This window comes from Singulisphaera chitinilytica, from assembly GCF_049331405.1.
GTDB lineage: Bacteria > Planctomycetota > Planctomycetia > Isosphaerales > Isosphaeraceae > PoT.
Map to the genome: position 1 here is coordinate 1,525,911 of NZ_CP186274.1, position 17,558 is coordinate 1,543,468.

General features: G+C 62.9%; 19 protein-coding genes and 1 tRNA gene. 13 read left to right on the forward strand and 7 right to left on the reverse strand.

The features are described from left to right. Positions 1–32 precede the first annotated feature (32 nt). Entirely contained in the window at positions 33–911 is an 879-nt protein-coding gene (locus ACOYYX_RS05895; RefSeq protein ID WP_422929003.1) for an STM4011 family radical SAM protein, read from the forward strand. Here ACOYYX_RS05895 and ACOYYX_RS05900 read toward each other — a convergent pair. After that, positions 899–1,888, reverse strand: coding sequence for a hypothetical protein (locus tag ACOYYX_RS05900; protein WP_422929004.1), 990 nt, complete (start codon positions 1,886–1,888; stop codon positions 899–901). The two genes, ACOYYX_RS05895 and ACOYYX_RS05900, sit on opposite strands and share 13 nt — an antisense overlap. Positions 1,889–2,149: 261 nt before the next feature. On the opposite strand from ACOYYX_RS05900, the gene ACOYYX_RS05905 reads away from it, so the two are divergent. The 6 genes from ACOYYX_RS05905 (at position 2,150) to ACOYYX_RS05930 (ending at position 8,725) form a co-directional block, all read left to right on the forward strand. Further along, a complete protein-coding gene (locus ACOYYX_RS05905) occupies positions 2,150–2,698 on the forward strand; it encodes a hypothetical protein (protein ID WP_422929005.1) in 549 nt (182 codons plus the stop codon). 125 nt (positions 2,699–2,823) lie between these two features. Further along, positions 2,824–3,639, forward strand: coding sequence for an ankyrin repeat domain-containing protein (locus ACOYYX_RS05910; RefSeq protein ID WP_422929006.1), 816 nt, complete (start codon positions 2,824–2,826; stop codon positions 3,637–3,639). Between the two features lie 124 nt (positions 3,640–3,763). Beyond that, positions 3,764–4,177: a BlaI/MecI/CopY family transcriptional regulator gene (locus ACOYYX_RS05915; protein WP_422929007.1), complete on the forward strand. Its 414-nt coding sequence runs from the start codon at positions 3,764–3,766 to the stop codon at positions 4,175–4,177. Beyond that, a complete protein-coding gene (locus ACOYYX_RS05920; protein WP_422929008.1) occupies positions 4,170–7,049 on the forward strand; it encodes a M56 family metallopeptidase in 2,880 nt (959 codons plus the stop codon). The genes ACOYYX_RS05915 and ACOYYX_RS05920 overlap by 8 nt, the downstream gene beginning before the upstream one ends. 405 nt (positions 7,050–7,454) lie before the next feature. Then, a complete protein-coding gene (locus tag ACOYYX_RS05925; protein WP_422929009.1) occupies positions 7,455–8,000 on the forward strand; it encodes a hypothetical protein in 546 nt (181 codons plus the stop codon). A gap of 140 nt (positions 8,001–8,140) precedes the next feature. After that, positions 8,141–8,725 carry a hypothetical protein gene (locus ACOYYX_RS05930; RefSeq protein ID WP_422929010.1) on the forward strand — a complete coding sequence of 195 codons (585 nt, stop codon included), beginning with the start codon at positions 8,141–8,143 and terminating at the stop codon, positions 8,723–8,725. 8 nt (positions 8,726–8,733) lie between these two features. Here the strand turns inward: ACOYYX_RS05930 and ACOYYX_RS05935 are convergent, their stop codons facing one another. Further along, positions 8,734–9,042, reverse strand: coding sequence for a hypothetical protein (locus ACOYYX_RS05935; RefSeq protein ID WP_422929011.1), 309 nt, complete (start codon positions 9,040–9,042; stop codon positions 8,734–8,736). A gap of 362 nt (positions 9,043–9,404) precedes the next feature. Beyond that, a complete protein-coding gene (locus tag ACOYYX_RS05940; protein WP_422929012.1) occupies positions 9,405–9,746 on the reverse strand; it encodes a hypothetical protein in 342 nt (113 codons plus the stop codon). An 849-nt stretch (positions 9,747–10,595) separates the two neighbouring features. Between ACOYYX_RS05940 and ACOYYX_RS05945 the strand changes: the two genes are divergently transcribed. Beyond that, positions 10,596–11,177, forward strand: a complete 582-nt coding sequence (locus ACOYYX_RS05945) for a hypothetical protein (protein ID WP_422929013.1) — start codon at positions 10,596–10,598, stop codon at positions 11,175–11,177. A gap of 308 nt (positions 11,178–11,485) precedes the next feature. Then, positions 11,486–12,193 carry a hypothetical protein gene (locus ACOYYX_RS05950; RefSeq protein ID WP_422929014.1) on the forward strand — a complete coding sequence of 236 codons (708 nt, stop codon included), beginning with the start codon at positions 11,486–11,488 and terminating at the stop codon, positions 12,191–12,193. A 99-nt stretch (positions 12,194–12,292) separates the two neighbouring features. On the opposite strand, the gene ACOYYX_RS05955 is transcribed toward ACOYYX_RS05950, so the two are convergent. The 4 genes from ACOYYX_RS05955 to ACOYYX_RS05970 form a co-directional block, all read right to left on the reverse strand. After that, a tRNA-Met gene (locus ACOYYX_RS05955) sits at positions 12,293–12,365 on the reverse strand. 34 nt (positions 12,366–12,399) lie between these two features. Next, positions 12,400–12,714 carry a hypothetical protein gene (locus tag ACOYYX_RS05960; protein WP_422929015.1) on the reverse strand — a complete coding sequence of 105 codons (315 nt, stop codon included), beginning with the start codon at positions 12,712–12,714 and terminating at the stop codon, positions 12,400–12,402. Between the two features lie 34 nt (positions 12,715–12,748). Further along, the gene (locus ACOYYX_RS05965) at positions 12,749–13,699 is read right to left on the reverse strand and encodes a tyrosine-type recombinase/integrase (protein WP_422929016.1); all 951 of its coding nucleotides are present in this window, start codon (positions 13,697–13,699) and stop codon (positions 12,749–12,751) included. Positions 13,700–13,817: 118 nt separating this feature from the next. Beyond that, positions 13,818–14,054: a hypothetical protein gene (locus tag ACOYYX_RS05970; RefSeq protein WP_422929017.1), complete on the reverse strand. Its 237-nt coding sequence runs from the start codon at positions 14,052–14,054 to the stop codon at positions 13,818–13,820. Positions 14,055–14,971: 917 nt separating this feature from the next. On the opposite strand from ACOYYX_RS05970, the gene ACOYYX_RS05975 reads away from it, so the two are divergent. From ACOYYX_RS05975 to ACOYYX_RS05990, 4 genes are all read left to right on the forward strand, one after another. Further along, a complete protein-coding gene (locus ACOYYX_RS05975; protein WP_422929018.1) occupies positions 14,972–16,477 on the forward strand; it encodes a hypothetical protein in 1,506 nt (501 codons plus the stop codon). Between the two features lie 97 nt (positions 16,478–16,574). After that, positions 16,575–16,736, forward strand: coding sequence for a hypothetical protein (locus tag ACOYYX_RS05980; protein WP_422929019.1), 162 nt, complete (start codon positions 16,575–16,577; stop codon positions 16,734–16,736). Positions 16,737–16,811: 75 nt separating this feature from the next. Further along, positions 16,812–17,201, forward strand: coding sequence for a DUF7681 family protein (locus tag ACOYYX_RS05985; RefSeq protein WP_422929020.1), 390 nt, complete (start codon positions 16,812–16,814; stop codon positions 17,199–17,201). Positions 17,202–17,266: 65 nt separating this feature from the next. Next, the gene (locus ACOYYX_RS05990; protein ID WP_422929021.1) at positions 17,267–17,554 is read left to right on the forward strand and encodes a hypothetical protein; all 288 of its coding nucleotides are present in this window, start codon (positions 17,267–17,269) and stop codon (positions 17,552–17,554) included. Positions 17,555–17,558: the final 4 nt, after the last annotated feature.

Here is a 17,558-nt window from a genome sequence, read left to right on the forward strand (position 1 = left end):
AGGCTTCGCCAGACGGGGGCGATCGCTCATCCATGAACCTGTCGATCCTCTACCGAGGGCCGCTCGCCGGCTGCAATTACCATTGCGGCTACTGCCCGTTCGCCAAGCGTGTGGATAGCAGGGACCAGCTCGCCCGCGACCGCCAGGCGCTCTCGCGGTTCGTCGACTGGCTCGAATCCCAGCCGCAGCACCTCTGGAAGGTCCTCTTCACCCCCTGGGGCGAGGCCCTCGTCCGCCCCTGGTATCGCCGGGCCGTCGCCCGCCTGACGCACCTCAATCACCTGGCTTCGGTCGCCGTGCAGACGAACCTCTCGTGCGGCCTTGCCTGGCTCCAGACCTGCCGCGCCGATCGCCTCGCCTTCTGGGCGACCTACCACCCGACCGAGGTCTCCGCCGACGCCTTCGTGCGGAAGGTCCGCCTCGTGATCGAAGCGGGCGCCCGGATCTCGGTGGGGATGGTCGGGGTCCCCGACGTCCTCGACGCCGTCGTCGCCATGCGTCGGCTCCTCCCCCCCGAGGTCTACCTCTGGATCAACGCCCAGCAGCCCCGGCCTCTCCCTTACACGTCCGAGGAAGTCGCCCTCCTGACCTCGATCGACCCCCAATTCACGCTGACCCTGCGGCGACTGCGGAGCCTCGGCCAGCCCTGCCGCACCGGCGAGCAAACCTTCACCGTCGACGGCCGCGGCGACATGAGGCGCTGCCATTTCGTCGACGAGGTCATCGGCAACATCCACTCGCCCGACTGGCCATCGGCCCTCCGCCCTCGCCCCTGTCCCAACGCCTTCTGCGACTGCTTCCTCGGCAAGGCCCAGCTCAAGTCCGATGCCCTGACCCCCTTCTTCGGCGCCAACCTTCTCGAGCGCATCCCCGTGATTTCAACGGGCGGGCCGTCCGGTCACGTCGCATGATTTGGCTTCTGGACAAGGGCTTTCGCGTGCTCGGGTTCCCACCAGAGCCGCATGTATATGCGGTCCCGGATCTCGAAATACTCATAGCGGTCGGGGCTCAAGCGGAGCAGATCCCGAGTGAATTGCAGGGAGACATGGCCGCCAAGATAGTCGCGTCGGAAGTTGAAGACCACCGTCTGCATGTCATTCGACCAGTCGTCGGCAATCGAGGCGATAGGGATCCATTCGTCCGATCCGTCAGTTCGATTGAGTTCGACGCAGTAGTCTTGATCGCCCGATGTATCATCGATCTCCTCGATGGGGAAATCGCTCCCGTAGGACTCCTCCTCGGCCCGTTCCTTCTCCCACGCCTCGACGGCCGCTCGGAGTCGTTCCTCGATCTCAGGATGGTCGATGAGGCGACCGTTGAGGTCCGAGACGATGTTGCGGGAGATGGCCTCGACCGTGTTACCGAGGCAGGGGCCGATCGGCTTCCGGACGGCGTCGACGTCGTAGAGAATGGGATGTTTCAATGCCGAGAAATAGTCATAGGGGAAGTCTCCCATCTGGGTGATCATGTGCAGCATTTCCCCGATCGATCGGGCGGCGGGAATGTAGCTCCGGCGGGTTTGCTCGGGGCCACCGCTCCCCATGAGTTCGTGAGAAATGAACCCTGCGATGCCTTCGCCCCGCGAATAATCGACCACGAGGTAATCGCCGTTGATCACCGTGCCGAAGCAGAGGAATCCGGCCTCGGGGAAGGAATCAAAATTGTTATATTTTTCAATGATTTTTGGCGAGAATACATTGATGGTTTGGAGGATCAGGACGGTGTGATTCAGGGCGTTCTCGATGAGGAATCGTACCAACTCGTCGGGATAGGCTCGCTTCGCGAGCCAGTCCCGGTACTCGCCATCCTCGGTCCCGAATGTTACGACCTCGCCACCTTCGAACTTCCTTATGGTGGCCCGGAAGAGGTCCTCCTTGAAACGCATCATGGATTCTGGCCTCCTATCGATCGTGATGGCACGGCGATTTCATTGAGGGTACCCGCGAAATCAGGTAAGCGGGCCGGGGTACGAGCGTGACGATGAGATAAGATCCGGTTCTTCGGGTTCGATGAACATTCCATAACACAAGTTGCCGATCTGGGCGATCTCGATCCGAAGGAGGATCTGCGGGTAACGGGTCGAGGGCGTCTCGAGTCTGCGAAGGATCATGAGTGGTCCGAAACGGCGCTAACGGCCGGGGAGGCATTCTTGGGGATCAATTTCATCTATGTGAATCCGGTGAAGCGGCAGTACATCGACCCGGATTTGCTGCTGGAGAATTCGAAGTCGATGGGGTATTTGACGGCGGCGTTGTCCCAGCGCTGTTTGGGGATCCTCTGTTGCAGGAACGTCGCGGGGATCGCCACGTTCTGGGAGTGGTCGGGACGGTGGTTCGGGGATGGCGTTTATGCGGTGGGGGATGGTTCGACGGAGCCGGAGATCCCCGAGCTGGAGGGAGAGGAGGGGGCATGGAGCCTGATCCATCAACAATTTGACGACATCTCGTATCACCTGCTGGCCGACCTCTGCAACGCCGACCCCGGGCTCGCCGCGAGGCTGGCGGAGTCAACGAACGACGCGTTGAATTCGGGGATCGAGCATCTCGGGAACGTCGTCAATCTGGCGGGGTGCGAGCCGCTGCGCGCGGCCTTGCTCGAGACGCATGGGGATCGGTGGACCGAGATCTATTGCAAGCGGTATCGCGAGTCCTCCTCGGCCCGGAGGGGGGCGCTCCGATTCAAGGCGGGGATCGGCTGAGATCGACTCCGGGCGAGTTGCACTCCATCGGCCGGGGATTTTGAGGAGGGGAGGTTGCCTCGGGACGCGAGATCGACGACGATTCGACAGAGTGAGATGGTGTCCTGGAGTGGAGGATCCCGGCGTTGGATCGCGCGTCGAACCGAAGAAGAAACCCGGGCGATAAGTGGACCTTCGAGGCCCTCGAACGAGGCGACGTCGCCGCGGTGATGAAACGCGTGGCGGACGACGCCGACTACCTCGAGTCGCGCGATTTCGTCGGCCACACCCCGCTGATGACGGCCATCGTGTTCGGCCATGTCGAACTGGTGGAATTCCTGCTCGGGCAGGGGGCGGACCCCGACGCCGACGCCGACGACGGCGAGCCGCCGCTCTTCCTCGCCATCGACTCCGAACGCCCGGAGTCGGCCAGCATCGTCTCCCTGCTGATCGAGGCCGAGGCCGATATCCACGTCACGGGCAAGAACGGCTGGACCCCGCTCCACCTGGCCGCGTGCCTCGGGCGGCTCGAGCAGGCCCGCCTGCTCCTCGAGGAGGGGGCCGACATCGACGAGCGAGCGACCATCGACGACGAGCGGACCCCCCTCATGGAGGCCGCGCACCAGGGGCTCCCGGCCATGGTCCGGCTCCTCCTCGAACACGGCGCCGACCCCTCGCTGCGAGACTCCATCGCCGGCCGCGACGCCATCCAGACCGCCGAGTATGCGTCGAGGGGGGCCGACCCCGACACCATCGACGTCCTCAGGGAAGTCTATTCCAGGCCGATCGACGACAGCTTCATCGATGACCTCGACGTCGAGCCGGACGTCAAGGAGGCGATGAGGGCCGAACTCGCCAACGTCGACATGGTCGAGAACTACCGCCAGGCGGCCGACCTCCTCGCGAAGAAGGGCGACCACGACGGCGTGATCCGCATCATCGAGGCCTTCAAAGCCGGCTGAGATTCGACCGACCCCCGGGAAGATACCCTCGCCGCGAAATTTCTCGCTTGCAACGTACGAATCGGTTCGTATGATGGCGTACGAAGTGATTCGTATGAGCGGAAGCGGGCAGGGGAGGGCGGTGATGGGCGAGCCAGGGGTGCCGAAGCCTTCGGAGGCGGAGCTGGAGATCCTGCAGGTGCTCTGGGATCGCGGGCCGAGCACGGTGCGCGAGGTACACGAGCGGATCGGGCCGGCGCGGGGGACGGGGTACACGACGGTCCTCAAGCTGATGCAGATCATGGTGCCCAAGGGGCTGGTGGCCCGCGACGAGTCGCAGCGGTCGCACCTCTATCGGGCGCTGCTGGACCGGGCGTCGACGCAGAGACGGTTGCTCACGGATTTGCTCGAGCGTGCGTTCGGGGGTTCCGGGCGCGACCTCGTGATGCAGGCGCTGGCGACGCGGCGGGCGTCGGCGGAGGAGCTGGCGGAGATCCGGACGTTGCTCGACGAACTCGAACGCGAGGAAGGGGGGGCCGATGACGTCGGTGATGCCTGAGCGTTTGTTGATGCCGGTCCTGGCGGTCGGCTGGGCGCTGGTGACGTTCCTCGGTCAGGGCCTCCTGATCGGCCTCGCGGTGGCCCTCTCGCTGAGGCTGGCCCGGGGGCGATCGGCCGACCTGCGCTATGCGATCGCCTCGGCGGGTCTGCTCGTCATGGCCGCCTGCCCGGTCTGGTCGACGGCCAGGGGGATCGCATCGGGGCGCTGGGAGCCGAGGGTCGTTCTCGTGCCGATCTCGCCGGTCGGCGGGGCGACGGAGCGAAAGGCTCATGCGGTGGAGGTGAAGCCGATCGCGCCGGTCTTCGTCGGGCGGCCGTCGAGGGGGAGCGAACCTGGGGTGATTCCTTCCGGAGGGCCTCGAGCGATGTCGCCCGCGAGGGGATGGCGGGAGCGGGTCGAGGCGGGGCTGCCGTACGTGGTCGGGGCCTGGATGGTGGGGGTCGGGCTGTTCGCGTTGCGGCTGCTGAAGGGGCTGGCCGAGGTCGGGGCCTTGACGCGCTCGGGGCTGGTCGAGCCGACGGGGGAGCTGCTCGCGACGATCGGCCGGCTGGCGGAACGCGCGGGGGTCGGGCGCCGGGTCGGCTGGTTCTTCTCGGAGCGGGTCGAGGTGCCGACGGTCGTCGGCTGGCTGCGGCCGAGGATCCTGATCCCGATGGAGAGCCTGGCCAAGCTGACGCTCGACCAGCTCGAGGCCTTGCTGGCCCATGAACTGGCGCACGTGCTCAGGCATGATTATGTGGTGAATTTATTGCAGGTGGGCGTGGAGTCGCTGTTATTCTTCCATCCGGCGGTGTGGTGGGTCTCGGGCCGGATGCGGCTCGAGCGCGAGAACTGCTGCGATGACATGGCCGTCGCGCTTTGCGGCGGGGATCGGCGTCGGCTCGCTCTGGCCCTCTTCCGGTTCGAGGAGCAGCGAGGCTCGACTCTGAAGCTGTCGGCGAGCGGAGGGTCGTTGGTGGCTCGGATCCGTCGGCTCGTCGCGCCGGCGTCTTATTCGAGGTCGAGTCGCGCGGCGTCGGGCTGGGCGGGGGCCGGGATCTTAGCGATGGCCCTCGCGCTGTTCGCCCTACCCTGGCTCGCCGCCCCGACCCGGGCCAAGGAGGAGGCTCCTCCTTCCGGCAAGCCGACCGTCCACGGCCGCGTCGTCGACGAGCAAGGCAAGCCGATCGCCGGGGCCACCGTGCGGCTCTATCGTCGCGAAGGTCGGTATGAACGACGCCATCCGTTGGTCTCGCAGACGACATCAGCGGCCGATGGAGCGTACGCCCTCGAGGCTCCGCTGCGGAAATTAGAGCGGGCGCGGCCCGGGAGCTTGCCTCCTTATGTGTTGATCGCCGATTACCCAGGCAAGGCCGTCGGTTGGCGGACGATCCCGTTGAAGTCGGAGGCGTTCGAGGGGGACATCCTCCTGACCGCGCCGAATGAGCGGTCGATCACGGTGGTCGACGGCGAAGGAACGCTGGTGCCCGGGGTGAAGGTCACGACCTTCGCAATGGGCGATCCCGCCTCGGCGTCTCCCCATTTTCGGGATGTGATGGAATTACTGAGGCCTGATGATGGGCCGCTCACCGCGATGACCGACGCGAATGGGCGTGCCACGTTCCGCCAACTCCCTCAAACGGAATCCGGGTTCGTGGCGACGAAGCAGGGGCTTGCGGAAGGTTATGCGTTACAAAAGCAAGACGAGATCCGCATGACGCCTTCGGGCTCGCTCCGGGGGGCGCTGGTCGACCTCGACGGCCAGGCGCTGCCGGGCATCAAGGTCGTGCTTGCCGCCGATTTCATGTGGGATTTCGAGAATGCGATCACCGACGATCGGGGGCAATTCTCGTTCCAGGATCTCAGGGCTCGCGGCTGGGACATGAGCGCCTGGGGGCCAGGCTCGAAGCCCGGTAATGGCACCTACAAGGTCTGGATCGAGGATGATCGCTTTGCCGTCCCCACGCAGGCCGTCACGATCGAGCCCGAGGAACAAGGGTCGATCAACTTGCAGGCTGGGCCCGCCGGGATCATCAGGGCGACCGTCACCGAACAGGGGACGAATAAGCCGGTTCCGAATATTCGGGTCTGGGGCTTCGACAGGGTTACGGGATCCAGCAGGAGGCTCAACGCCCACACGGACGAGAACGGGGTCGCCACCTTCCATCTGGCGCCGGCCACCGTCTCGTTGTCGATCTCGGGGCCGCCGGATGGGTTTTTCATCCTCGGAGATCTACGCTGGGACCAGGATGCGACCAGGACATTCGACTTTCCCGGCGGTGAGGCCGAGATCACGTTGAAGATGCCGCGACTCGACGGGCCCCTCTTCAACGTCTCCGGGATCTGCACGCTGGCTGACGGCCGACCGGCGGCGGGGGTGGAGGTGAATTCCAGTGCCGGGCATTTCCTCACCTCGACCGCCATGGGCCTTATTCCCAAGCGATTGACGGATGCGGCCGGGCGGTTCACGCTGGAAGGCGTGCCCGCGGGGCAAATGCTCAACATCTACGCCGAGGCTGATGGTCGGAAGTTGGCGGGGACGACTCAGGTCCAGTTGCCCCTCAAGGCGAATCCGGCCTTCTCCGTTAAGGTTTCCCTGGCACCGACCGTCGAGGTAGAGAAGGTAATCCTGGATCAGCAGAATCATCCGATCGCCTCGAGGAAGTATCTCGTCACGCCCAAGGTGGGGGATGATCCTTTCCCGTTCCAGAGGCGGACCGTGGAGTCGGACGAGCTAGGACGGATCAAGCTCGACGGGATCGTCCGAGGCCTCAAGTATGAGGTCGTGGAGGAGACGCCTCCGCTCTCGAATGGGCTAATGATGCGCATCAACGGAAAGCCGGATTCGTATGAGGGAATCCTCATCCTGGCGCCCGATGATGCGAAATGATCCGGGTGTAATTCGCCTGTCGCGACATCGGTGACAATGGATGCCAGCCTGATATGCCGGAGGAGTCGCGAGCGGCTCTCATCCTGGCCGAGGGATGTCGCAAGAGGGCTCTCGTTTCGGCCTAACGTATTGCGAAAAGCCTCTTGTCGCTGCGCGACCCCGGTTGTTCCAACCGTAGCCACCCGGATCGGAAGAAGAATGGGCCGAGATACCGCAAACGGCCTTTTGCCTCGGCCGGGGAGGAAGAGGAGGGCCGCTGGTTTCGGCCGGGCTTTTTCGCGGGCGGAGGGGGCGTCAGCCGACGGCGGAGCCGGTGGGCTCCTCGGCGGGAGGGGTCGGGTCGGTCGGGTCCGGACGCGGGGCTCGACGGCGATGGTTGCGGGATTCATAGCGAGGAGGCGAGTGATGCGACGGGTACCTTCGCGACGGATGCCCCCGCCGAGGCCATCGGAGGGGCCCGGCCTGCGCGGCTGGGCCTTACTGCTCATCTTCGTCGTCTCGTCGATCATCGGAGTGGCCGCCTGGATCGTCGCGTATCCGGCGGTGGCGATCCCGCTCATGGCGGCGCTCGTGTTGACGATGTTGGGCATGCATGCCGAGGGCAAAGCTCGACGATCCGCGCTCGCGCGAGGCCGCGAGGGAGAGTCCATCTGCACGTTCGCGAGGTCGTTCGACTGTCGACGCACCGACACCTGGATCTTGCGGGCCGTCTACGAGGCCTTGCAGCCTCACTGCCGGGTCGGCGATCGCATGATGCCGATCCGTAGCACGGATGAACTGGCAACCCTGGGGCTCGACGGCGAGGACATCGCTTTCGTTGCGGAGGAGGTCGCTTATCGCTCCGGACGCTCGATGGAGGGCATGGAGGCCAACCCCTACTCTTTCGAGGTCGTGACGGTCGAGGACCTGGTGGCCTTCATGATGCACCAGCCTCGGGAGTCGGCCGCCTGAGCCTCGAAGGCACGGCGTGGGGGGCTCGGGCGTCGCGAAAATCCCCCACGGATGCTTGTGAGTCCTAGACTCCTCGGCGAGAATCATGCTCACCCGTCTCTGGTGAAGGACGCAAGTCTCGCTTCTGTCGAGGAGGCCGCATGAAACGCCCACGGATCACGATCGCTCATGCCATCCTGATGGTGCTGATCGCGTCGATTTGCCTGGCCGCGCTGCGGGGCGCCTCGCAGGCCTGGGCGGGCTTGATCGAGTCAGCCACGTTCTTCCTGATGATCGGCTCGATTTTGGGGATTGCCTATCGCCGGGGAGATCGCCGCGTCTACTGGGTGGGGTTCGCCGCGCTCGGTTGGGGCTACCTGATCCTCTACTTCATCCCGCTCTTCTACAGGACGGTCGGGTCGCACCTGCTGGCCCCGAACCTCTTCGCCCAACTCTTCGAACTCGTCCATCCGGAGCCGACGATCCCGCCTACCCCGGCCGGCGGCGGATTCCAGAGCATCCCCGTGGCCCCGATCGCCCTGGCGGCGACGGCCGGGGGCCTGGGACCTGGCATGGGGATGCCTTTCCGGGATTCGACCGGCTTCATCCGGGTCGGCGTCTGCATGGAGGCGCTGCTCTGGGCCTACCTCGGCGGCTGGCTGGCCCGCTACTTCGCCTCGAGGCCCGACGACGAGACACCCGCCGCGCAGCCGTCGACTCAGGGTGCGGGGGCCTCGGCGTCCTGACGGATCCGTCAACGCACCTCGACGTAGGAGTCGGGCAGGTCGAACTTGACCCGGCCGTTGCGGAGGTCGATGAAGCGGCAGAGGAGCTTGATCCGCCCCTCGAGCGCGTGCCCGGTCCACGGGGAGAGTTTGAAGAGTTCCTGGACGGGGAGGCGCTGGCCGGCGTCGTCCAGATACCAGGTTTCGTCCTCCTGCTCGAGCAGGCGCGAGAGCAAGTCGCGTCGCTCCTCGAGCCGCAGCCGCCCCTCGAGAGCATCGCGCGTCGTCGGCTCGAACGCGAAGGCATGCTCGCCGTAACGGATCTCGTAGATTTCCATGTCGGCACCAGTGGGTTTCGGTTCCCAGGGCCTCCGCTCCGTCGTCTTCGAGGAATCTCGCCTTGGCGGTCCGCAGGGGGGAGACGGCTCGCCGGGAAACGGAGTGCCTGGCTTCGAGGATTCGAGACCGTGATGCCTTGCCGCGATGGAGGCCCGTTCTCAATCTTATTCTCGGGGCTCAAGGTCAAGATGACCAGCCCCCGCGGTCGGCCCGCCGGTCCTACTCCACGAATTTTATCAGGTGCCACGCTCTTGATGGAAGTTCCTACCCTGACGATTGTTGTCGCTTGACGTTCGGGTTTCAGGACGTGGTCGGTGGTGATGTTATGGCGTGAGGGCCTGGCCCCGGCGATTGATCCGGATCACTCCAACTCGTCGACCGCCATCCTCGGCTTGTCACGCCGACTGGCCCGACGCACGAGCCAGAGCATGACCCGCTTGGCCGCGTAGATTGCGAGGCAATAGACGCCCGAGGGGAACCAGCCAAGCAGGAGCCAGAACGAGTCGAGCATGGCCCCCTCGCGGGTCGGATCCATTCCCGAGAGCAGGATACCCGCCAGGTTGAGGGTTCCCCAGGCGACGAGGGTCCCGAGCACCACGCCGACCTTGTCATATCGCAGCACGAGCAGGACGGGCAGGAGCACCGCGGCGAGCAAGCAGAGGTTGTCGACCAATCGCGGCGTGATCAAGCCTGTCCAGTTCATGTTTGAGGAATCGTCGTGAGGTACGGAAGGCCTTCACCCCGTCCTGGAACGGGAAGACGTCGACGCCCCACACGTCCGCAACTTTCGGAGCATCAGAACCGCATCCGCCCGTAACCAGGCCTGGGAGCCGGGCGTTGCGCGGGCTGAAGGTTGACAAGGCAGCTCTCCAATCGGCCCGACGGCGCGTCGCGACTCACTTTATCGGGTGACGCGACCTTGATGGAAGTCGGTGCCGTCGAAGTCGATCCCGTCATGAGAGTAGTGGACCCGACCGGCGCTGCTGACTTAATAGCGCACTTCGCCGCAAGGCGCGCCGCCCTGGGGCCGATCGCCGATCGCCACTCCGGGACGCCTCAGCCCCGCCCACCGACCGCGATCGGCCAGGGACTTTGGCGCGTCGCAGATCAGGTACGTCCTCGACTCCTTACGGTCATGCCCCCTCTCGCTCGACCCGTGCAGGCCCTCGGCATGATGGATACTCGTTGAGCCCGGGCATCTCGCGCCAGGGCATCCTTGCCCGGGTCGTCGCGATTCGCCATGCTTCAGGTGTCGCATATTTTCCAGGATGGCGCAATCGCACTGTTCCTGGGCTCGGAAAGCGGGCTCGAGTTGAAAGAGGAGTTGATGAGCGGCTACAGTCAAGGTGTTGATGCCTTGAATAATCAAGTGGAAAATTAAATGTGATCGCATCAGTATGCATAAAGAAAGTCGGCCTCCGGCAGATTCCCGCCTATGTGACGTCAGTGCCCTGGTCCGCCTACGGTATAGACATCCCGGCGCTTACGCCGGCCCTCTTCAACCTGAGAACCAGCAACCAGTAACACGCGCACTGCGGAGATCGAGTACGCCATGAGTCGAGTCTACGGCTGGCGGGGCAAACTGGTTGGGATCAGCCTCGTCCTCTCGCTGGCGGTCATTCAAGGGCGTGTCGGAGGCCAGATGCCGGCGATCGACTGGGATTCGCCCCAGATGCACGAGATCGAGGCAGAATGGATTTCATTGCGAGACGCACATAACCAAGCTGAGTCGGCCGATCAAATTAACGGTAAGACCCTGTACATCGAGCACCTCGCGGCCGTCGATCAGCTCTTCCGGAGGCGTGTGTCCCTGCGGTGGCTCCGCGACCTCGCTGCCTCGTCGAAGATCCCGGCTGTGCCCGACGATGAGCGAGGCTTCAGCTTCAGGGACGACTTTCTCGCGTTCATGGCCAGGTCATTCATTGAGGCGGGAGATCGGGAGGGCCTGGTCGAGATCCTCTCGAAGCGGTGCCCGAGCATGGTCTACCCTCCCTTGTCCATTGAATATCACCTGGCATCCTGGGGGTGGAAGCTGCGCGACCCCATGCTCATCTTCAGCGAGGCGTACGAGAGATCTCGGATACCCTTTAAAATCGGTCGAAATTCTGTAAGGTCTGAGCCTTGGGCAATTTAGGGTGTGCTTGTTTCCGAATGGGTAGTGGTTTTCCGATCTCTTTGAACCGACTAGTCTGACCAACGCTGACCAACGGCAAGCCTCCTCCTCCGCGACTGAGGCGCAAGAAGAAGCCCGGCCACCGCGAGGGCCCCGGGCAAGATGGGTAGCTTTAGTGGTGGGGCCGCGTGAATCAATTCCAGCTTGACGGATCAAACATTCATCTTTAGCGTGAAGGTACGTTTGATCACTGCTTGCGTTGGAGAACTGCCAGATCCACGATAGGCAGGTGGAGTCTTAGACGGGGACAGGGTGAAGGGAAATCTGCAATGGAAAACGCTGACAACGGTAGGAAGATCATTGCTGGACCGTATCTGCTCTTAATTATGGACCTAACCAAATACGCGATGGACGCGTGGCAAACCTTAAATTCTCATTTTCAAGATATCTCTTTTAATGATGAACAGATCAAGAATATCACACATGAGATCACTGAGGGTCGAACGACTGCCGAAGCCCAGTTCGATCAAATTCAGCACTTTAGATCGATTAATCGAAAACACCAAGAAGCATATTGGCAGCCTCTTCAGGTTTTTCTTGTCTTCGCTGGGAATGCCTCCAAGGTGGTTTTCCCCGATCACAGGGGATCCGTGGTCAGAGGCAAGGAATTGAGGAGGATTCTAGGGATTGCAGATGATTCGCCGCTCAACACGAGTTCGAGAAGGTTGCGGAATTGTCTCGAACACTTCGATGAACGAATGGACAAACTTCTTAAAGCGGGCGACTATGGCCTATTATCTGACAAATGCGACGGTATAGGCGATTTTGGGATCTGTGATTCTGAAGGCGAGCCTCTTCCCCTGAATCAGTTTCGCGCATTTAATCGCGCAACCATGGTGGCGTCATTTCAAGGAGAAAAATTCCATCTTCCTCCAATTCATGATGCTCTTGTGGAATTGAGAGAGCGATCTGAGGTCCAAATCCAAGAGTATTGGCGTAACACCAAAGTAAACTTGCCGTCCTGGCCCTTGCCTTAATGCTAGTTCTGGTCTTTGGGATGGGAAATGAGAACGGCCGGCCTCCTCATCTTCGAGGGGACCGGCCGCTTGCATCTGAGGCGGGTTGCGACTGACGAATTCAGGAGGCGGGATTCGAACCCGCGACCTCCGGCTTATGAGGCCGGCGAGCTAGCCACTGCTCCACTCCCAAGGAATACCTACCATCCTTCTAACCGGAGTCAAATTCAGAAGGCGGGCGGGAGCCGATCCCAGATCGACTTTGGACGTCGCTTGCTGTACGTCGGGATCTCTTCCGGCTTGTAGATGAACCAACGGACGTCGACCCGGAGTGCCTCGCTGAGCTGATGGATGTCGGCGATCGAGAGTTTGAGCCGGCCTTCGATGATGTGATAGAGCTTGTAATCGGGCCAGCTCCGGAGCGTCTCTCGCTGGATGATGCGAGTCACCTTGCCAATCTCGATCCCTTTCTTCGTGGCAAACCCGAGCTCATGCAGGATGTCTTTGAGCCGATCGCGGTAGGGGTCGACGACAAGTCTCATGGTTCATCCTTTCCGGATCGAGATAGCATGTCGCTCAATCGGCGATCATGCGGGCGATCGCGCCGGCAACGTCGCGGCGTCGATCGTCGTATTTCAGGAGCGTCCGCGGATCCGAGTGACGCGAGAACTGTTGGACGCTGCGGATGTCCCCGTTCGTCGCGTCCAGGGCGGAAGTGATGGCCTGGTGGCGGAGTCCGTGGGGACGGACGGCGTGATTCAACCCGGCACGCTTGCCGAGGGCCTGGACGGTCTGATAGACCGCCGTGTCGGTCAACCTCGAGGCCTCTTTCGCGGCCCGGTCGAGCCGGGTGAAGAGCGGCCCATCCTCGAGGCCTCGGATCTCGATCCACTCGCCGAGCGCCCGGGCGGTCCCTTCGGGCAGCGTCAGCAGCTCGCCTTGCGTCCGGCCCTTGCCCACGATTTCGACCGTGCCTCGCTCCAAGTCGACGTCGGCCAGGTCCAGGGCCACAACCTCACCTCGCCTCATGCCCAGGTCATGCAAGAGCCGGATCAAGGCCAGGTCCCGGACGCCCTTCGCGTCTCCCGTCGAGGCCTCTCGCTTCGCCGTCTCGAGCATGGCCTTCCACCCGTCGTCGCCGGGCCCTCGCGTGTCGCGATAGGCTTCGGCCTTGGGGCTCTCGACTTCGAGAGTCCAGTTGATCAGGCCCAGCGTCCTGCCGAGCTTGACCACCGATCGGAGTGCGGCGAGTCGGCGAGAGACCGTTGCGGACGACAACCCGCGTTCGGTCATGTGCGAGCGATAGGCCAGGGCCACACCGTTCGCCTGGCCATGGTGGAGGGCGATCAACCCGTTGACGGCTTCGCCCGAGGAGCCCGCCCCGGCGAACATGGCGAAGTCTTCGAGGTCGCTCTCATAGGCCCTGAGTGTGGTAGGCTTGCGGCCTGAGAGGAATGCCGCGGTGAGATCGATGCTCGTGAAGGCGAGCGGCTGGACGGAGGCCTGAACATGAGATAGGGTTGTCATCGCTAGGTCATCTCGCTTAGGGCTTCGGTCTCGGTCGAGTTTCCGCTCGGCCGAGACCTTTTCATTTCCACCTCTCCCACTCGCATCTGACACGTGAATAATACCTAACTGAACGACCTCAGTCTAGCCCGTTCCTCTGCGTTTTCGCCTTTTTTTCGTGGGAATACGCGAGAACCTTCTTCCCCTCTTTTGACCTCTTCGCCACGTCTTCGAGCACGACTCGGCAGTAGGACGCCAGCGCCAGCCCGTTCGCGTTCGCGACCCGTTGCAACTCCTCGTGCACGTCCGGCGGCAAATAGCACCTGACATGGATCTCGTTCCCCTCCCTCGGCAGCGAATCGCTTCTCCGTGCCATCTCTCACCTGGCCTTTCACGCCTCGACTCGACCCGTTCTCAACCCGCCCACTCACGCCAACCGTAGGCATCTGAGGGACTCCAGTCAACATCGGCAGCGTTCACCCGTTGCCCGCACATTCTCCCCAGACGTCACCGAGATACGCAGCCCTCACACGGCAATCGCACGCTCATAGCACAAGTTGTGCCATTTAGGCATTTCCATGGTATCCGCAAAACGCGATGTGATCGAACCCGCCCAGACTTGCGACGAATTTCCGCTCAAAGTTTGCGTGCTGCCCCCCTCCTTAATAGAGCATCCGATTTTGTATCCTCCCCCAGTTCTTTGCATTCCCTAGCGCCTTTGCATAGGAGTCAGCCCATGGCAGCCACCACGACGCACGCAGCCCACCGCGGCACGTCGCACGGTGCCTGCCTACTCTCCCCCTCGCTGCCCATCGTGCTCGACAACGCATCGTCGCCCGTCATCCGGGATGCCGCTCTGACACGTACGTCACCTCGGCATAGCTCTTACCCCCTTCATCGAAGTTCGGCTGAAAGGGTGCTAACGCGTATGGCCTCTCGCATGACCTCGGAAATCGATCGGCAAGGGCGTCTTGCTGCGCGCTGGATCGGCGGAGCTGGCCTCGTTCTCATCGCGACTCCCCTCCTGGCCGGCCTGACCCAGACCGTCAGTGCATGCATCGCCATGTCCCTCCTGCACGCATCGGGTGTACTCTCGTCCACCGATTCGAGCTTACGATAACGCTCATTTTCGTAAGCCAACCCTCGGCTTGGAGGGTACCCCACCAGGGTCGAGCCCCCGGCCTCTGGCGACGTTACCCCCATGTCCCCCCCCTCCGGCGGGGGTAGGGGTGGGGGGTGGCACCTCCTCCCCAAACTCCCGAAGAATTTGGCCCTTTACATTCGCGAGTCTTTATGAGTGACCAGAAGCAGCCAGAGCCGAGAATCGTGGAAGGCAAGGGCGGAGAGTTGCGTCTGGAGTGGGGGGAGAACCCGCCTTCGGCTCTGGCCCGGATCAAGATCCTCGCGAACAACGTGCGGGGGATCGCGGGCGACGCATTCACGTACGGCTACTCCGCCCAGACGATCGGCCTGTTCATGGGCGAGCTGCTGAGTCTGGCTGACGAGGTGGCGAAGGAGAGTGGCTCGAATCACCTCTCGGCCCTGAATGGGACCGTGAAGCGACTTGAGGCGAGCCGGGACGAGTGGAAGGCCAAGGCTGAGGAGTTGACCAAGCAGCTGTCCGAGGCGGAGGCGGGTTGCAATCTGCTGAGGGCCGAGATTGATGGCTCGAGCCCGGAGTTCCCCCGTTGGACCACAGAAGACTCGCTCAATTACCTCATCCAAACAGGGGAAGGTCAGACGGTTCAGGTCAGGATGCCGCTCGCGATCCCTCGGGTTAAGCGGGGTGAGGTCTGCCGAGCTGTCAGAGCTTGCTTCCACGAGAAGGTAAAGGGCTGTATCGCGTTGCCCGAGGGAGTTCGGCTCATCCAGGCGAACGCCCCGAAGCTCGAAGAGAGCCGGGCCAGGGCGTTCGTCTCGCGCGAGGGCATGGATTACGTCCCCGTCCAGAATCCGGCCGAGAAGGAACGCTGGCCATATAAGTTCATTACCCCTCTGACCAAAGAAGAGCGGGAGCAGATCATTCGCGACTGTGCCGCCCCTCTTGTCCTCCCAACGGGCGAGTTCATCGACTCGAAGGAGCTGGCGCAGCTCAAGGCGGACCTGGCCGAGGCTCGCGAGGAGATGGTCAAGCAAAGCGAGAGTGCGAAAGAGCTTCGCGAGCGCCTGAAGGTGGCCGAGTCTCGGGTTCGAACGGATGCGGGCCTCAAGAGGCAGGCGGCGGCCAGGATCGAGAAGCTGAGGGCCGAGAACAAGGCTCGCGGAGAGCTCATCGCCGACCTGAAGGCGAAGGCCAACAGGCCGGAACTCTTCTCTGCCTACCTCTCGAAGGACAACAGCTTCCTCGTGGTCGATTCGGCGACGATGGAGGCCACGGTTTACCGGCTCGATGCGAACGGGTCGCTCTTCATCGAGAGACCGGCAAGCTCCGAGGCGAAAGAGTTCGAAGACACTCCTTTCCTCCCCGGAACCGAAGCCGAGTGCGTCCATTGCGGGTCGAAGGCGAGGGTAGCTCCGGGCGGCAAAATTCCCGTCTGTGACTGCCCTGAGGCTCGCGAAGATCGCCGGTCCAAGAAGGTCCGGGATTCCATCGGCGAATGTGTCCATTGCGGGTCGAGAGTAGCCTTTGGTATTCACGGCGGCCGAATCCCGCTCTGCAACTGCCCGGCGGCCCGGGAGGAGCGGCTCAAGGAGGCCGAATCCGGAGAGCTGGACTCCCACAAGCGGGACCTGGAAACGGTTCGCGTGCTGAGAGATCCCGGCGGAGTCATCGATTCGAATGGAATTCTCGTAATCTGAGGTTTCGATGCGTTTCCGCAAGCTTCCGGTCGAAGTCGATGCCGTTCGATGGGACGGGATAGACCCTGACGTTTTCCCGCAATTCACGCGGATGGCGATGGGGAAGGACAGCCAAGGCCGAATCATCGGCCAGTTGTGCATCCCGACACCCGAAGGTGTCATGTTGGCCAATCCTGGCGATTGGATCATCACGGGAGTGAAGGGGGAGGTCTACCCCTGCAAGCCTGACATCTTCGAGGCCACTTACGAGCCGGCCTGATTCGAATCCTCGATCGAGCTTCTCGGGCCAGGTCACTCGACCTGGCCTTTTCCTTTGATCCATTTGGACCAACTCATGCCTCGACGCTATCTGACCAGCCATAAGGTCAACGGTGCCAACGAAGCCTTGACCGTCGAGGCTTTGGACGAAGCCGGACCGGGCGGCGCGAGCCATCACTATGGCATCGGCGGCTTCATTCGCCCCAATTCGGAAGGTACTGACGTCGAGACTTATCTCAACGTCCATTTCCAGAACGGGGCCATCGGCGAAGTCGGGACCAACGGCGTCACGCACGAGGCCCTACTCGCGATCCTCATCGATCGTCTCCAGGGCTTCCAGTCCGGCAAGTTCGCTTGTCGGGAAAACGCTCTCGCTTTGACCAAGCTCCAAGAGGCTCAGATGTGGCTGAAGTCTCGCACCGAAGCGAGGCTCGCGCGAGGCGTCGAAGGAACCCTCAAGGTCTGATCAGCCTTGCACCGCCCTCGATCGAGTGACGGGGCCGGTTAACGATCCATCCCGGAGCCATTCCAATGGGAGTCGATTCGAATACCCTCTCCGTCCTCGCGACGGTGAGGGATGGCCTCTCCGCGCACATCGCGAAGGTTCGAGATTACGGCCTCCTCTCCGACGAGCTCGAACGCCTCGCCAATCTCCGGTCGACGGTGAACGCCGAAATCGACCGGTTGACGCCACCGATCGCCGCCGAGACGACCGCTGTCGAGCCCCGGGCGGTTGCCCCGGCCGCCGCGGAGCCGGCCCCCGCCGTCTCGCCCGTCGTCCCCGACCCGGGCCCCCAACATCCCCACGGGATGCTTTAAGGAA

Bases quoted from the DNA above. Each gene is read 5' to 3' on its own strand.
- ACOYYX_RS05895 (WP_422929003.1), top strand. From the start codon at position 33: ATGAACCTGTCGATCCTCTACCGAGGGCCGCTCGCCGGCTGCAATTAC.
- ACOYYX_RS05900 (WP_422929004.1), bottom strand. From the start codon at position 1,888: ATGATGCGTTTCAAGGAGGACCTCTTCCGGGCCACCATAAGGAAGTTC.
- ACOYYX_RS05915 (WP_422929007.1), top strand. From the start codon at position 3,764: ATGGGCGAGCCAGGGGTGCCGAAGCCTTCGGAGGCGGAGCTGGAGATC.
- ACOYYX_RS05920 (WP_422929008.1), top strand. From the start codon at position 4,170: ATGCCTGAGCGTTTGTTGATGCCGGTCCTGGCGGTCGGCTGGGCGCTG.
- ACOYYX_RS05925 (WP_422929009.1), top strand. From the start codon at position 7,455: ATGCGACGGGTACCTTCGCGACGGATGCCCCCGCCGAGGCCATCGGAG.
- ACOYYX_RS05930 (WP_422929010.1), top strand. From the start codon at position 8,141: ATGAAACGCCCACGGATCACGATCGCTCATGCCATCCTGATGGTGCTG.
- ACOYYX_RS05935 (WP_422929011.1), bottom strand. From the start codon at position 9,042: ATGGAAATCTACGAGATCCGTTACGGCGAGCATGCCTTCGCGTTCGAG.
- ACOYYX_RS05940 (WP_422929012.1), bottom strand. From the start codon at position 9,746: ATGAACTGGACAGGCTTGATCACGCCGCGATTGGTCGACAACCTCTGC.
- ACOYYX_RS05945 (WP_422929013.1), top strand. From the start codon at position 10,596: ATGAGTCGAGTCTACGGCTGGCGGGGCAAACTGGTTGGGATCAGCCTC.
- ACOYYX_RS05950 (WP_422929014.1), top strand. From the start codon at position 11,486: ATGGAAAACGCTGACAACGGTAGGAAGATCATTGCTGGACCGTATCTG.
- ACOYYX_RS05960 (WP_422929015.1), bottom strand. From the start codon at position 12,714: ATGAGACTTGTCGTCGACCCCTACCGCGATCGGCTCAAAGACATCCTG.
- ACOYYX_RS05965 (WP_422929016.1), bottom strand. From the start codon at position 13,699: ATGACAACCCTATCTCATGTTCAGGCCTCCGTCCAGCCGCTCGCCTTC.
- ACOYYX_RS05970 (WP_422929017.1), bottom strand. From the start codon at position 14,054: ATGGCACGGAGAAGCGATTCGCTGCCGAGGGAGGGGAACGAGATCCAT.
- ACOYYX_RS05975 (WP_422929018.1), top strand. From the start codon at position 14,972: ATGAGTGACCAGAAGCAGCCAGAGCCGAGAATCGTGGAAGGCAAGGGC.
- ACOYYX_RS05980 (WP_422929019.1), top strand. From the start codon at position 16,575: ATGGGGAAGGACAGCCAAGGCCGAATCATCGGCCAGTTGTGCATCCCG.
- ACOYYX_RS05985 (WP_422929020.1), top strand. From the start codon at position 16,812: ATGCCTCGACGCTATCTGACCAGCCATAAGGTCAACGGTGCCAACGAA.
- ACOYYX_RS05990 (WP_422929021.1), top strand. From the start codon at position 17,267: ATGGGAGTCGATTCGAATACCCTCTCCGTCCTCGCGACGGTGAGGGAT.